Raw genomic sequence first — 14367 nt, forward strand, 5'->3', positions numbered from 1 at the left:
CGCAGTGTCGGCCTCTGTTGTGCCATTTTTAGCGGCGGATTTTGCCGCCATGTTCCGCCTGGCTCCGGAGAGAACCCTTTGTGAACGATGCCATTCCCCGCCCTCAACATAAAACCGCAAAGGCCTTAACGCCGCTGCTGGAGATCCGCAATCTGACCAAATCCTTTGACGGCCAGCACGCCGTGGATGATGTCAGTCTGACCATTTATAAAGGTGAAATCTTCGCTCTGCTGGGCGCATCGGGCTGCGGCAAATCCACGCTGCTGCGTATGCTGGCCGGTTTTGAGCCGCCCACCAGCGGCCAGATTGTGCTGGATGGACAGGATCTGTCGCACGTTGCTCCCTATCAGCGTCCGATCAATATGATGTTCCAGTCCTACGCGCTGTTCCCGCACATGACGGTGGAGCAGAATATCGCCTTTGGTCTGAAGCAGGATCGGCTGCCGAAAGGGGAGATCACCAGCCGCGTCGCCGAAATGCTGGCGCTGGTGCATATGCAGGAGTTTGCGAAACGCAAACCGCATCAGCTCTCCGGTGGTCAGCGTCAGCGCGTGGCGCTGGCACGTAGCCTGGCGAAACGGCCAAAACTGCTGCTGCTGGATGAGCCGATGGGCGCACTGGATAAGAAGCTGCGCGACAGGATGCAGCTGGAAGTGGTTGATATTCTGGAGCGTGTGGGCGCGACCTGCGTGATGGTGACGCACGACCAGGAAGAGGCAATGACGATGGCGGGCCGTATCGCGATTATGAATCGCGGTAAGTTCGTGCAGATTGGCGAGCCGGAGGAGATCTACGAGCATCCGACCAGCCGCTACAGCGCCGAGTTTATCGGTTCGGTTAACGTCTTCGAAGGTTTGCTGCGTGAACGTCAGGCAGATGGCCTGGTAATCGACAGCCCCGGCCTGATGCATCCGCTGAAAGTCGATTCCGATGTCTCTGTGGTGGATAACGTACCGGTGCATGTCGCGCTGCGTCCGGAAAAAGTGATGTTGTGTGATGAGGTGCCGGCCAATGGCTGTAACTTTGCGGTGGGTGAAGTGGTCCACATCGCCTATCTCGGCGATCTCTCTATCTTCCATGTCCGTCTGCACAGCGGACAGATGATCAGCGCACAGTTGCAAAACGCGCATCGCTACCGCAAAGGGTTGCCGACATGGGGGGATGAAGTCCGTCTCTGCTGGGAAAGCGACAGTTGCGTGGTGTTGACGGTTTAAGGAGCGGCTATGAGCCAGATTTTTCAACGCGCCAAAGCGCCCGCCCGACTGGTCGGCACGCCGCTGCAACGCTGGGCCACGCGGGTAAAAATGCAGCATGGCCGCAAGCTGGTCATTGCTCTGCCTTATGTCTGGCTGGTGCTGTTGTTTCTGTTACCGTTTCTGACGGTACTGAAGATCAGCTTTGCGGACATTGCGCGGGCTATCCCGCCCTACACCGAACTGGTGAGCTGGGCAGATGATCAGTTCAGCATCGTGCTCAACTTCGGCAACTACCTGACGCTGACCGACGATCCGCTCTACGTCGATGCCTATCTGCAGTCGCTGAAAGTGGCGGCGATCTCGACCGTGATCTGTCTGCTGATTGGCTATCCGCTCGCCTGGGCCGTGGCGCACAGTAAACCCTCGATGCGCACCATCCTGCTGCTGCTGGTGATTTTGCCGTCGTGGACCTCGTTTCTGGTGCGCGTCTACGCCTGGATGGGGCTGCTGAACAACAACGGTATTCTGAACCGCTTCCTGCTGTGGCTGGGCGTGATTGATCATCCGCTGGTTATTCTTTACACCAACACCGCGGTCTATATCGGTATCGTCTACTGCTATCTGCCCTTCATGGTGCTGCCAATCTACACCGCGCTGACCCGTATCGACTACTCGCTGGTGGAAGCCTCACTGGATCTGGGTGCGCGTCCGCTGAAGACCTTTTTCAGCGTGATTGTGCCGCTGACCAAAGGCGGCATTATTGCCGGGTCGATGCTGGTGTTTATCCCGGCGGTGGGGGAATACGTGATCCCTGAACTGCTGGGTGGGCCGGACAGCATCATGATTGGTCGTATCCTGTGGCAGGAGTTCTTTAACAACCGCGACTGGCCGGTGGCTTCCGCGCTGGCGGTGATTATTCTGCTGATCCTGATTCTGCCGATCATCTGGTTCCATAAGCATCAAAACCGTGAAATGGGAGAGAAGGCATGAATAATTTGCCAACTATTCGCTCGCCCTGGCGTACCGGCATTCTGGTCTGCTGCTTCCTGTTCCTTTATGCGCCGATGCTGCTGCTGGTGGTTTACTCCTTCAACAGCTCACCGCTGGTAACGGTGTGGGACAGCTTCTCATTCCACTGGTACAAAGTGCTGTTTGAGGACAGCGCGATGATTGACGCGGTGCTGCTGAGTCTGAGCATTGCCGGGCTGTCGGCCACCATGGCGGTGGTGCTGGGCACGCTGGCGGCGGTCATCATCGTGCGCTTTGGTCGCTTCCGTGGGCACAACGGTTTTGCCTTTATGCTGACGGCGCCGCTGGTGATGCCCGATGTGATCACCGGTCTGTCGCTGCTGCTGCTGTTTGTGGCCATGGGCAACGCTTTTGGCTGGCCAAGTGAGCGCGGCATGCTGACCATCTGGCTGGCGCACGTCACCTTCTGTACCGCCTATGTGGCGGTGGTGATTAACTCGCGTCTGCGTGAACTGGACCGCTCAATCGAAGAGGCGGCGATGGATTTAGGCGCGACGCCGCTGAAGGTCTTTTTCGTCATTACCGTGCCAATGATTGCGCCGGCAATTGTCACCGGCTGGCTGCTGGCGTTTACTCTGTCACTCGACGATCTGGTAATCGCCAGCTTTGTGACCGGGCCCGGCGCCACCACGCTGCCGATGGCGATCTTCGCTACCGTACGCCGCGGCGTGAACCCGGAAATCAATGCGCTGGCTTCCCTGATCCTGTTTGTGGTCGGTTTAGTCGGTTTTATCGCCTGGCGATTCATGGCACACGAAGAAAAACAGCGTTTAAGCGATATTCAGAAAGCTAAACGTGGCTGAAATACGTAACCTTTGCCACTATATGAACGGGCCGGTTTAACCGGCCCGTTTTTCGATCAGGTGGAGTCAGGGACTATGTCAGAAATCTTCAAAAGCAGTGCAACGCTTTCAGACGTACCGGTTCCGGTGACGGTCGCGGGCATTGCCATTATTGCGACCCGCTGCCTGAGCGTACTGATGCTGGCCAATGAGCTGGGTTATAATGAAATCGCCAACTTTGTTCACCGCAGCGCCCAGTCCTGGGACTCTACGCTTATCTTTATCGCCAGCCAGCTGATCTTCCTGTTCGAACTGCGCTGCGCCTTTACCCTGATGCGCGGCAGTAACCGTGGCCGCTGGGGCTATGTGGCCACGCAGGGGGTTGTGCTGATCTATATGCTGTTCGCCTCGCTGGGCGGGATTTACCCGGAGATTTTCAGCATCGATGGCGACAATAACGCCCAGATTATCCACCATACCCTGTCGCAGAAAATCCCCGATCTGGTGGTGCTGATGCTGCTGTTTCTGCCTGCCAGCAGTCGCGCTTTTTTCAGGAAGCGATGATACAATCGCGCTCCGCCCGACCCCATCGTTAAGGCTCTACCATGCACTGCGCGCTTTATGACGCTAACCGTTGCCGCTCCTGTCAGTGGCTGGAAAAACCCTATCCCATTCAGCTAGGCGACAAACAGTCGATGCTGGAACAGTTACTCGCCGATCAGCCGGTTGCGTCCTGGTTGCCGCCAGTGACATCACTGCAGCAGGCATTCCGTAACAAAGCCAAAATGGTGGTCAGCGGTAGTGTGGAGCGTCCGGTGCTGGGTCTTGTTCACCGTGATGGTGAGCCTGTCGATCTCTGCGACTGCCCGCTCTATCCCGCCAGCTTCCAGCCGGTGTTTGCAGCGCTCAAACCGTTTATCGCCCGTGCCGGGCTGACGCCCTATAACGTGGCGCGCAAACGCGGCGAACTGAAATTCCTGCTGATTACCGAAAGCCAGCAGGGCGGCATCATGCTGCGCTTTGTCCTGCGCTCAACCGCCAAACTGGAACAGCTGCGCGCGGCATTGCCGTGGCTGCAACAGCAGTTACCGCAGCTGGTAGTGATTTCTGCCAACATTCAGCCGGTGCACATGGCGATTCTGGAGGGAGAGGAGGAGATTGCGCTGACGCCTGCGCAGTCGCTGGCAGAGAACTTTAATGGCGTGCCGCTGTGGATCCGCCCACAGAGCTTCTTTCAGACCAATCCGCAGGTTGCCAGCGCGCTCTATGCCACCGCGCGCGACTGGGTGCGTGCGCTGCCGGTTAACAGCATGTGGGATCTCTTCTGCGGCGTAGGCGGTTTTGGCCTGCACTGCGCGACACCGGAGATGGCGCTGACCGGCATTGAGATCAGTGCTGAGGCGATTAAATGCGCCCAGCGTTCTGCTGAGATGCTGGGACTGAAAAACGTGCAGTTTGCGGCGCTGGATTCGACGGCGTTTGCGACCGGACGTGACGCGGTGCCGCAGCTGGTGCTGGTGAACCCGCCGCGCCGTGGGATCGGTGAGGCGCTGTGTGATTATCTCAGCCAGATGGCCCCGGATTATCTGCTCTATTCAAGCTGTAATCCGCAGACCATGGCGCAGGATATTGCCCAACTGAATGACTATGAGGTCACGAAGGTACAGCTGTTCGACATGTTCCCGCACACCGCGCATTTTGAAGTGCTGACGCTGTTAACCCGCCGTCAGCACTGAGTCCGGTAATCCCCGAAGTTACTCCGGGAACCATTTCTGATTGAGCTGCTGCCAGCTGCCGTTGGCTTTCAGTTCAGTCAGTGCCTGATTGAACCGATCGCGCAGCGCCGTATTACCTTTACGCACAGCAATGCCCAGGCCGGTGCCGAAGTAATCTGCATCTGTAACATGTTCACCGACCGTCGCGAGATCCGGATTGGTCTTCAGCCACTGATTCACTACCGCGCTGTCGCCAAACACGCCATCCAGCCGGCCACTCTTCATATCCAGAATCGCATTCTGATAACTGTCATACGCCACCACTTTCACGTCCGGATGCTTATCCTGCAGGTATTTCTGGTGGGTAGTGCCGTTTTCAACGCCTATGCGTTTGTCTTTCAAATCACCGAAGCTGCTGAACTTACCTTTCTGCGCAATCACAATGGCGGAATTAGCGTAATAGGGCTGGGTAAAATCGACCTGCTTGCTGCGTTCCGTGGTGATATCCATACCAGAAATCACAGCGTCATAGCGGCGGAACTTCAGTGAGGGGATCAGGCTGTCGAAGGCATTGTTCGTGAAGGTACACTCTGCTTTCATCTGCTGGCACAGCGCTTTAGCCAGATCGATATCGAATCCGACGAGGTTATTTTCTTTGTCCAGAGATTCAAATGGCGGATAGGTTGCTGAAGCGGCGAAGCGAATCGTTTCCGCGGCCTGAGCGGTCACCGCCAGCGAAGCCAGCGCAGCAGCGATAATCCATTTTTTCATTTTATGATTCCTGTGATGTGGTCAGCCAGAGAAGGCGATACCCTGCCATAAAATGAATTTTTATGCAATTAGTATGATTTTTCAGGCGAAAAGGGCGAGGAGCCTCGCCCGGGAATCAGTTACGCTGTTCAAAGGCCAGGGCGCGCTTTTCGATCAGTCGCATCATCAGCGTCAGCAAACCGTTAACGCAGAGATAAATCAGACCCGCCGCGGCATAGACCGTGATGTCGTAGGTGCGGCCATAAAGCAGCTGGCCGTGGCCCATGACCTCCATCAGGGTGATGGTGTAGGCCAGCGAGGTGCCTTTGAACACCAGCACCACTTCATTAGAGTAGGAGGAGAGGGCGCGTTTAAATGCATAAGGCAGCAGAATGCGCAGGGTATCTTTGCGGCTCATGCCGAGTGCCGCGCACGATTGCCACTGTCCGGAGGGAATCGCCCGGACCGCACCGTAAAACAGCTGCGTGGTGTAAGCCGCACTGTTCAGCGAGAGCGCCAGCATCGCGCACAGCCACGGCTGCGACAGTAAATGCCACAGCCAGGGGATCTGCTGGATCGAGGGGAACTGTCCCGGACCGTAGTAAATCAGGAAGATCTGCACCAGCAGCGGCGTACCGGTAAACAGCGTGATAAATCCTTTTACCAGCGGATTCAGCACTGGCGTTTTCAGCGACAGGACCACAGTGAAGAGCAGTGCGAGCAGCAGTGCCACCACCAGCGAGGCCGCCGTCAGCGTCAGGCTGGTGTGCAGCCCTTTCAGGAGTTCAGGCAGATAGGCCAGCATTAGCTGTTCCCCCGTTCAAAGCGGGTGGTGCGCAGTTCGATGCGACGTAACACCGCCTGGCTGAATAGCGTAATTACTAAGTAGATCGCGGCCGCCACCAGGAACCAGGTAAACGGCTCCTGCGTGCGGGTGGCGATACTTTTGGTTTGCAGCATCAGGTCATTGACGCTGATTAGCGAAACCAGCGCGGTATCTTTCAGCAGCACCAGCCACTGATTACCCAGACCGGGCAGGGCGTGACGCCACATCTGCGGCATAATCAGCCGGAGAAAGATGACCGACTTTTTCATGCCCAGCGCCTGGCCCGACTCCCACTGACCTACCGGCACCGCTTTGAGTGCGCCGCGCAGTGTCTGCGAGGCGTAGGCGGCGTAGAGCATCGCCAGCGCAATCACACCGCACAGGAACGGACTGACATCGAAGTTCTCTATCTGCATCTGAACCGGCAGCGTAAACAGCCCGAAGTTCAGCGTGAAACCGTCAGAGAGGGTGAGCAGCAGCTGTGAGGCGCCAAAATAGATAAACAGCACCACCAGAATTTCCGGCAGGCCACGGATCAGCGTCACCAGGCCGGTGCCAATCCACGCCAGCGGTCTCAGGCGCAGTGACTCCCAGCCAGCGAAAATCATCGCCAGCACCAGGCCAGCGATGAGGGCACAAACAGCAAGGCCGACGGTCATACCGGCGGCACTTGCGAGGGTCATCATTTCATTCATCAGTGATTACTGCTGGAACCATTTGCTGTAGATGGTTTTGTAGGTGCCGTCTGCTTTGATCTTGTCCAGCGCGCCATTGAATTTAGTCTGCAGATCGGTATTACCGGTGCGTACCGCAATGCCCAGGCCAGTACCAAAGTAGGCTTTATCCGTCACTTTGTCGCCGACGGCAGCCAGCGCAGCATTCTGCTTCAGCCACTCGTTGACCACAGCGGTGTCACCGAAGACAGCATCAATACGGCCGTTTTTCAGATCCAGCACCGCGTTCTGATAGCTGTCGTAAGGCACGATGGTGATGTCGCTGTGTTTATCCGTCAGGTATTTCTGGTGAGTGGTGCCGTTCTGCACGCCAACCCGCTTGCCTTTCAGGGCTTCTACACTGGCGACTTTGCCTTTCTGGGCGACAAATAGCGCCGAGTTGTCATAGTAAGGCTTGGTGAACAGCACCTGTTTTTCACGATCCGGCGTGATATCCATGCCCGCCATCACCGCATCAAAGCGACGGAATTTCAGGCTTGGGATCAGGCTGTCGAACGCCTGATTGGTGAAGGTGCAGGTCGCGTCGATCTCTTTACACAGCGCGTTGGCCAGATCGACATCAAAGCCCTGAATCTTGTTGTCCGCATCCACAAACTCAAAAGGAGGATAAGAGGCTTCGGTCGCAAAACGAATCGTTTGTGCCGCGGTAGCGCTCAGGCTAAAACCGGCAAGCAGTGCAGCAAGTACCATTTTTTTCATTTTTAGCATCCTGACTTAGTGCGAAAGATAGTGAGCAAACGCTTCGGTTTGCGGCTGTGTAAAGCGGCTGGCATCGCCCTGTTCCACGATGTGACCGTTCTCCATATAAACAACGCGGCTGGCCGTTTTACGTGCCACTTCCACTTCATGGGTCACAATCACCTGGGTAATGCGTGTCTGCGCCAGTTCGCGAATGATACTGACAATCTGTGCGGTAATTTCAGGGTCCAGCGCGGCCGTCGGCTCATCGAACAGCAGCACCTGCGGCTCCATCATCAGCGCGCGGGCAATCGCCACACGCTGCTGCTGCCCCCCGGAGAGGTGCAGCGGAAAACGATCGCTGTAGGGCGTAAGGCGCAGTCGGTCAAGCAGCTTATCGGCACGGGCGCGGGCGTCGCTTTTACTGAGGCCCAGAACCCGGCAGGGCGCTTCGATCAGATTCTGCAGCACGGTCAGATGTGGCCAGAGATTATATTGCTGGAACACCATGCCGACGTTCTGACGCAGTTCGCGAATCGCGGCATCAGACGGTTTCTGCGTGAAGTCGAACTGATTGCCGGCAATCTGCAACTGACCTGAACGTGGCTGCTCCAGCAGATTAAGCACCCGCAGCAGCGAACTCTTGCCCGCACCGCTGGGGCCCAGCAGCACCAGGGTCTCGCCTTGCGGACACTCAAGGTTGATGTCGAACAGCGCCTGATGAGCACCGTAGAAGCAGTTTATTGCGTTTAGTTGAATACTCATGCGCCAGATTTGAATAGCTATTAGTGTCGCGGATTTTAACGTCACCAGAATAGTTATGCAATTAAGGTGGGTTAAAATTTGTAAAACAGCAGGTAAACAGCAAAAGCTTAGCACAATATCATGTGCTGTCTGGCTGCTGCCAAAGGCCGCAGGGCGGGCTTTGGCAATAAAAAAGCGCAGTCACCTGCGGTGGCTGCGCTTCTCATAACCGTTGAATCTGAATTATTTTTTTGATTTTTCAAGCATCTGGCTCAGGCTGCCGCCTTCGGCATGTGCAGGGTTCGCCATGTAGCGCACGTCGTCAACGACCCAGCAGGTGCCCTGGTGGATCATCAGCACTTCATCCTGCCACTGTTTGCCGTCGCGGCTCAGATCGACCCGCAGCGGGATGTTGCGTGCATCGCGGTTCGGAATGGTGGAAGCATCGGCGACGCTGGCAGCCTTCGGACCCTGTGACAGGCTGGAGAAGAGATCGCCGTTACGCCACTGTGAACCGGCATTGCTGCCGCTGGCCGCCTGCAGGGAGTGATAAAGCGCATCACTCAGGTAAGGGCGATATTTTGCCAGGGTATTGCTGTCAGGCAGACCCTGCGTAGGCTGTTCGACACGCAGGTCGTAAAACTTCTGGGCTACCTGGTCAGGACCGCCTTCAATACAGGGGGCGGTACGCGGGCCATTATCCTTAATGACTGGCTCAACGGTAGTACAGGCGCTGAGCAGCAGGGCCGCCGGGATCATTAGCGCAAACACGTTGTTTCTCATCTCGATTTCCTTAGGGTTCTCTGGCAAGGTGCCCTTTTTAGCATAGAGTATAGCCGTGCTTTTTAGTCGAAAGAGCCTTAGCCCGGTTTTCAACAAGGAGAATGCGATGAAATTTTCAACAACCCCAACGCTGGAAGGTCACAGCATCAGTGAATATTGCGGTGTGGTTACCGGAGAAGCGATTCTGGGTGCCAACATCTTCCGTGATTTTTTCGCGGGCATCCGTGATGTGGTCGGTGGTCGTTCCGGCGCGTATGAGAAAGAGCTGCGTAAAGCGCGGGAAATCGCGTTTGAAGAGCTGGAAGCGCAGGCAAAAGCGCTGGGTGCCAACGCAGTGGTCGGTATCGACATTGATTACGAAACGGTCGGAAAAGATGGCAGCATGCTGATGGTCAGCGTCAGCGGTACGGCGGTGATCATTCGTTGAAACGCGGGCTGTTAATGCTGCTGGCACTGCTGCTGGCGGGGTGTCACTCTGGCATGGAATCCCGTGACGGCTACTGGGCCGATCTGCGGCATCCGGCGCAGGGTGCGCGGCCGCGGGTGAAGGTGATTGTGGTCCACTACACCGCCGAAGATTTTTCTTCGTCGCTGGCGACCCTCACCGATCGGGAAGTCAGCGCCCACTATCTGATTCCCCGCCAGCCGCCCCAACGTGCCGGTAAAGGCGTTATCTGGCAGCTGGTGCCGGAGCAGCAACTCGCCTGGCATGCAGGGCCCAGCTTCTGGCGTGGAGCCATCCGCATCAATGACACCTCGATTGGTATTGAGCTGGTAAATAAGGGTTATCGCCGGACGCTGACCGGCCTCGAATGGCAGCCCTTTACCGCCGCGCAGATCACCACGCTGGAGGCGCTGTTGCGGGATATTGCACAGCGTTACGGCATCCCACCAGAAAACATTGTTGGTCACAGTGATATCGCGCCGCAGCGCAAGCAGGATCCCGGTCCACTGTTCCCCTGGCAACAGCTGGCACAGCGGGGACTCGGTGCCTGGCCCGATGCCGGACGGGTGCAATTTTATTTAGCGGGGCAGGATCCGCACGCCCTTGTGCCCGTGCAGCCACTCATGGAAAGCCTGCAACGCTACGGTTATGCGGTGACAGCGGGGATGAGTGTGCGTGAGCAGCAGAAGGTGATTGCCGCGTTTCAGATGCATTTCCGGCCTGCGGATTATCGCGGTCAGCCCGATGCCGAAACCGCCGCGATAGCAGCCGCACTACTGGAGAAGTATGGTGCGGCGGAATAGCGGATTACTGCTGCAGAAACGCTTTCCAGTGGGCGACAACCTGCTCCAGCGCCGCACGATCAGCATCCAGATGGGTGACCAGTCGGGTGCGTGTTCCCACGCTGATTAACACGCCGCGCGCCTTCATCCACTCACCTAATGGTTTGACCTGGGCTTCCGGCACGGACACGAACAGCATGTTGGTCTGCTGATCGATGACGCTGACGCCCAGTTCATGCAGCTGCTGTCCCAGCCAGGCGGCATTGTCATGATCTTCCTGCAGTCGCGCCACGTTGTGTTCTAACGCGTACAGACCCGCCGCCGCCAGAATACCGGTCTGGCGCATACCGCCGCCGGTCATTTTACGCCAGCGACGGGCGCGCTCAATCAGCGCCGTATCGCCACACAGCAGCGAACCGACGGGCGTGCCCAGACCTTTAGAGAGACAGAGGGTGAGGGAGTCGCAGTAGCGGGCAATCGCCGCCAGCGTGATCTTCTGTGCGACCACGGCATTGAAAATACGCGCGCCATCAATATGCAGCGCCAGCTTATGCTCGCGGGTAAAGGTCCACGCCTGTTCCAGATACGCCAGCGGCAAAACTTTACCGTGATGGGTGTTCTCCAGACTCAGCAGGCGGGTGCGGGCAAAGTGAATATCATCCGGCTTAATGGCCGCTGCCACCACATCGAGCGGCAGGGTGCCATCATCGGCGGCCAGCACCGGCTGCGGCTGAATGCTGCCCAGCACCGCCGCACCGCCCGCTTCATATTTGTAGTTGTGTGCCTGCTGACCGACGATATATTCATCGCCGCGCTCGCAGTGGCTGAGCAACGCCACCAGGTTGGCCTGGGTGCCGGTCGGGAAAAACAGCGCCGCGGCTTTGCCGCTCAGCCGTGCAGCTTCCGCCTCCAGCGCATTTACGGTGGGATCGTCACGGTAGACGTCATCACCGGTTTCGGCTGACATCATTGCGCTTAACATGGCGGCGCTGGGCCGGGTCACGGTATCACTGCGTAAATCGATCACCTTATGCTCCTGAATGTGGCGGAAGATAAAAAAAAGGCGGGCATCGCGCCCGCCTGGATGGAATCACTGTTTTACCGCAGCCAGTTGGTTTTCGCCAGTTCTACCACCTCATCACCGCGACCGTTCATGATGGCGCGCAGCATGTAGAGGCTGAAGCCTTTGGCCTGCTCCATTTTGATCTGTGGCGGCATAGCCAGCTCCTCTTTGGCCGTAATAACATCCACCAGTACCGGACCATCATGGGCAAATGCCTGCTCCAGCGCGCCATTCAGTTCTGACGCCTTTTCCACCCGGATACCACGGATGCCGCAGGCCTGGGCGATAGCAGCAAAGTCGGGATTTTCCAGCTCCGTGCCGTCGGTGAGATAGCCCCCGGCCTTCATCTCCATCGCCACAAAGCCCAGCACGCTGTTGTTAAAGATCACCAGTTTTACCGGCATTTTCAGCTGCGCCAGCGAGATAAAATCGCCCATCAGCATGCTGAAGCCGCCGTCGCCGCACAGCGCAACGACCTGACGGTTGCGATCGATCGACTGCGCACCCAGCGCCTGTGGCATTGCGTTCGCCATTGAGCCATGGTTAAACGAACCCAGCAGGCGACGTTTGCCGTTCATCTTCAGGTAGCGCGCCGCCCAGACGGTCGGGGTTCCGACATCGCAGGTAAAAATAGCGTCGTCGCTGGCGTAATGGCTGATCTGCTGTGCCAGATATTGCGGATGAATCGGTTGCTTGTCGTTGGGCTGCGCCAGCTCATCCAGACTTTTGCGTGCCTCGACGTAGTGCTTGACTGCACTGTCGAGGTGGCTGCGATCGCTTTTGTGCGTCAGTTGCGGCAGCAATGCCTGCAGCGTGCTTTTCACATCACCGACATAGGCCTGATCAACGTGACAGTGTGATCCGAGACTACCCGGATTGATATCGATCTGGATGATCTTAGCGTTTTCCGGATAGAAGGCGCGATAGGGGAACTGGGTGCCAAGCAACACCAGCGTCCCGGCATTCATCATGGCGTGGAAACCAGATGAGAACCCGATCAGGCCGGTCATGCCGACATCATAAGGGTTGTCATACTCGATGTGTTCTTTGCCTCGCAACGCATGGACAATTGGCGCTTTCAGCGCTTCGGCCAGCGCCACCACTTCCTGATGTGCACCGGCGCAGCCACTGCCGCACAGCAGCGTAATGTCAGTGGCCTCGTTCAGCGTCTGTGCCAGCCGGGCCAGTTCGGCGGGCTGTGGCAGGACCTGCGGCAACTGCGGCGGATACCACTCAGTGCTGGCGCTTTCCGGTGCCAGTTTCAGTGCCACGTCTCCTGGCAGTACCACAACCGAGACGCCACGATTCAGAATCGCTTTACGCATCGCGATGCCCAGCACCTGCGGTAACTGCTCAGGATTCGAGACCAGCTCACAGTAGTGGCTGCATTCGCGGAACAGCTCCTGCGGATGGGTTTCCTGGAAATAGCCGCTGCCGATTTCGCTCGAGGGGATATGCGCCGCAATCGCCAGAACCGGGACGCGATTGCGATGGCAGTCGAACAAACCGTTGATGAGATGTAAATTGCCGGGTCCACAGGAACCGGCGCAGACCGCCAGTTCGCCGCTGATATGGGCTTCTGCGCCCGCCGCAAAGGCGGCGACTTCTTCGTGTCGTGTCGGCATCCACTCGATGGTGCCCATGCGATTAAGGCTATCGCTCAGGCCGTTAAGGGAGTCCCCGGTGACACCCCAGATGCGTTTGACGCCCGCGCTTTCCAGCGTTTTGGCGACCAGCGCCGCCACGGTTTGTTTCATGCTCTTCTCCTTTGTCGGCCCGCCCTGAGGAGTGACGTGACCAGAACCGAAAAAAGAAGCGTAGACGACACGGCAGAAAAGCAGGCGTGAAAAAATGCGCTGGCAGAGCTCAGCGCATATCAGACCGGGTTCAGGCAGAGAAGAGGGCGATCAGAATCGGGGCCAGCAGGCTCATGACAAAACCGTGCACAATGGCGGCAGGGACAATCTCATTGCCGCCCGCCCGCTGCAGCACCGGCAGGGTAAAGTCCATTGAGGTGGCTCCGCACAGACCCAGTGCACTCGAACGATGGCGACCAATCAGTGCCGGGATCAGCATGATGGCGACCAGCTCACGTACCAGGTCGTTGAAGAAAGCGGCACTGCCGATGACCGGGCCAAAGGCTTCGGTCATCAGAATGCCGGAGAGGGAGTACCAGCCAAAGCCGCTGGCCAGCGCCAGACCGGTCTTTAACGGCATGCCCAGCACCAGCGCGGCAATCATGCCCCCGAGCAGCGCGCTGATCAGCACGACAACGGCCACCAGCATGCCACGACGGTTCAGGATGATCTGACGCAGCGTCATGCCACTGCCGCGCAACTGAATACCCACCAGAAACAGCAGGAAAATCAGCGCATATTCGCTGGCGGTTGAGGCGTGATGCAACAGCGGCCACTGGTTCAGGCCAAGCAGAAAACCAAGGACAACGACGCCGCACAGCTTCAGGGAGTCCAGTGCCATATGCAGCCGCGAGGGCAGTTTCTCCTGCCGGTGTGCATGCTGCCAGGGCGCATACTTTTCCAGTCCGCGCAGCGCCAGCAGGTTGCACAGCAGAATGCAGAACGCCGCTACGAGTGCGGTGTGAAATATCGCCAGCAGGTTACTGCCGAGGTTGTCGAGAAAGGCCAGGCTGATGCCCATAAAGAAGAGAATGACGTAAACCATCCAGCCTAACAGCTGGTTTACCCGACGCAGCAGAGTGGTTTTACGGAACGGCAACAGCCAGCCGGCGATCAGCGGCAGCAGAATAATCAAAAGTCCGGAGTACATATCAATGCCATCCATGGGGGAAGAGGCAACACGCTAGCGAAAAAGCGTATCGG

Annotated in this window: 16 protein-coding genes; 7 read left to right on the forward strand and 9 right to left on the reverse strand. The window is 57.4% G+C overall.

Annotation, left to right across the window (positions count from 1 at the left end; genetic code table 11):
• Window positions 1-80 precede the first annotated feature (80 nt).
• The 5 genes from potG (at window position 81) to rlmC (ending at window position 4743) form a co-directional block, all read left to right on the forward strand.
• Window positions 81-1214 carry a putrescine ABC transporter ATP-binding subunit PotG gene (gene potG, locus N1689_RS02330; protein ID WP_161734270.1) on the forward strand — a complete coding sequence of 378 codons (1134 nt, stop codon included), beginning with the start codon at window positions 81-83 and terminating at the stop codon, window positions 1212-1214.
• 9 nt (window positions 1215-1223) lie between these two features.
• Window positions 1224-2186 carry a putrescine ABC transporter permease PotH gene (gene potH / locus N1689_RS02335; protein ID WP_161734268.1) on the forward strand — a complete coding sequence of 321 codons (963 nt, stop codon included), beginning with the start codon at window positions 1224-1226 and terminating at the stop codon, window positions 2184-2186.
• A complete protein-coding gene (gene potI / locus N1689_RS02340) occupies window positions 2183-3028 on the forward strand; it encodes a putrescine ABC transporter permease PotI (protein ID WP_013357282.1) in 846 nt (281 codons plus the stop codon). The genes potH and potI overlap by 4 nt, the downstream gene beginning before the upstream one ends.
• A 75-nt stretch (window positions 3029-3103) precedes the next feature.
• Window positions 3104-3571 (forward strand): YbjO family protein, encoded by a 468-nt coding sequence (locus N1689_RS02345; protein ID WP_260057745.1) that lies wholly within the window; start codon window positions 3104-3106, stop codon window positions 3569-3571.
• A gap of 41 nt (window positions 3572-3612) precedes the next feature.
• Window positions 3613-4743: a 23S rRNA (uracil(747)-C(5))-methyltransferase RlmC gene (rlmC, locus tag N1689_RS02350; RefSeq protein ID WP_260057746.1), complete on the forward strand. Its 1131-nt coding sequence runs from the start codon at window positions 3613-3615 to the stop codon at window positions 4741-4743.
• An 18-nt stretch (window positions 4744-4761) separates the two neighbouring features.
• On the opposite strand, the gene N1689_RS02355 is transcribed toward rlmC, so the two are convergent.
• The 6 genes from N1689_RS02355 to N1689_RS02380 all read right to left on the reverse strand — a co-directional run bounded on the left by N1689_RS02355 (window position 4762) and on the right by N1689_RS02380 (window position 9237).
• Window positions 4762-5493: an arginine ABC transporter substrate-binding protein gene (locus N1689_RS02355; protein ID WP_222924279.1), complete on the reverse strand. Its 732-nt coding sequence runs from the start codon at window positions 5491-5493 to the stop codon at window positions 4762-4764.
• Window positions 5494-5608: 115 nt separating this feature from the next.
• Entirely contained in the window at window positions 5609-6277 is a 669-nt protein-coding gene (gene artM / locus N1689_RS02360; protein ID WP_161734260.1) for an arginine ABC transporter permease ArtM, read from the reverse strand.
• Window positions 6277-6993: an arginine ABC transporter permease ArtQ gene (gene artQ / locus N1689_RS02365; RefSeq protein ID WP_161734258.1), complete on the reverse strand. Its 717-nt coding sequence runs from the start codon at window positions 6991-6993 to the stop codon at window positions 6277-6279. Before artQ ends, artM begins: the two co-directional genes overlap by 1 nt.
• 6 nt (window positions 6994-6999) lie before the next feature.
• Window positions 7000-7731, reverse strand: coding sequence for an arginine ABC transporter substrate-binding protein (gene artJ, locus N1689_RS02370; RefSeq protein ID WP_033732083.1), 732 nt, complete (start codon window positions 7729-7731; stop codon window positions 7000-7002).
• A 15-nt stretch (window positions 7732-7746) separates the two neighbouring features.
• Window positions 7747-8475, reverse strand: a complete 729-nt coding sequence (artP, locus tag N1689_RS02375; protein WP_013357289.1) for an arginine ABC transporter ATP-binding protein ArtP — start codon at window positions 8473-8475, stop codon at window positions 7747-7749.
• A 222-nt stretch (window positions 8476-8697) separates the two neighbouring features.
• On the reverse strand, window positions 8698-9237 hold the full coding sequence (locus tag N1689_RS02380) for a lipoprotein (RefSeq protein WP_260057749.1): 540 nt from the start codon (window positions 9235-9237) through the stop codon (window positions 8698-8700).
• Window positions 9238-9343: 106 nt separating this feature from the next.
• On the opposite strand from N1689_RS02380, the gene N1689_RS02385 reads away from it, so the two are divergent.
• Window positions 9344-9664 carry a heavy metal-binding domain-containing protein gene (locus N1689_RS02385; RefSeq protein ID WP_161734254.1) on the forward strand — a complete coding sequence of 107 codons (321 nt, stop codon included), beginning with the start codon at window positions 9344-9346 and terminating at the stop codon, window positions 9662-9664.
• Entirely contained in the window at window positions 9661-10485 is an 825-nt protein-coding gene (locus N1689_RS02390) for an N-acetylmuramoyl-L-alanine amidase (protein ID WP_260057750.1), read from the forward strand. Before N1689_RS02385 ends, N1689_RS02390 begins: the two co-directional genes overlap by 4 nt.
• Before the next feature lie 4 nt (window positions 10486-10489).
• Here N1689_RS02390 and ltaE read toward each other — a convergent pair whose 3' ends face one another.
• The 3 genes from ltaE to N1689_RS02405 form a co-directional block, all read right to left on the reverse strand.
• Window positions 10490-11491 carry a low-specificity L-threonine aldolase gene (gene ltaE, locus N1689_RS02395; protein WP_161734250.1) on the reverse strand — a complete coding sequence of 334 codons (1002 nt, stop codon included), beginning with the start codon at window positions 11489-11491 and terminating at the stop codon, window positions 10490-10492.
• A 71-nt stretch (window positions 11492-11562) separates the two neighbouring features.
• The gene (gene poxB / locus N1689_RS02400) at window positions 11563-13284 is read right to left on the reverse strand and encodes a ubiquinone-dependent pyruvate dehydrogenase (protein WP_161734248.1); all 1722 of its coding nucleotides are present in this window, start codon (window positions 13282-13284) and stop codon (window positions 11563-11565) included.
• 130 nt (window positions 13285-13414) lie between these two features.
• Window positions 13415-14314 carry a lysine exporter LysO family protein gene (locus N1689_RS02405; RefSeq protein WP_161734246.1) on the reverse strand — a complete coding sequence of 300 codons (900 nt, stop codon included), beginning with the start codon at window positions 14312-14314 and terminating at the stop codon, window positions 13415-13417.
• Window positions 14315-14367 lie beyond the last annotated feature (53 nt).

This window comes from Pantoea sp. XY16 (assembly GCF_025153065.1).
GTDB classification, from domain to species: Bacteria; Pseudomonadota; Gammaproteobacteria; order Enterobacterales; family Enterobacteriaceae; genus Pantoea; species Pantoea alfalfae.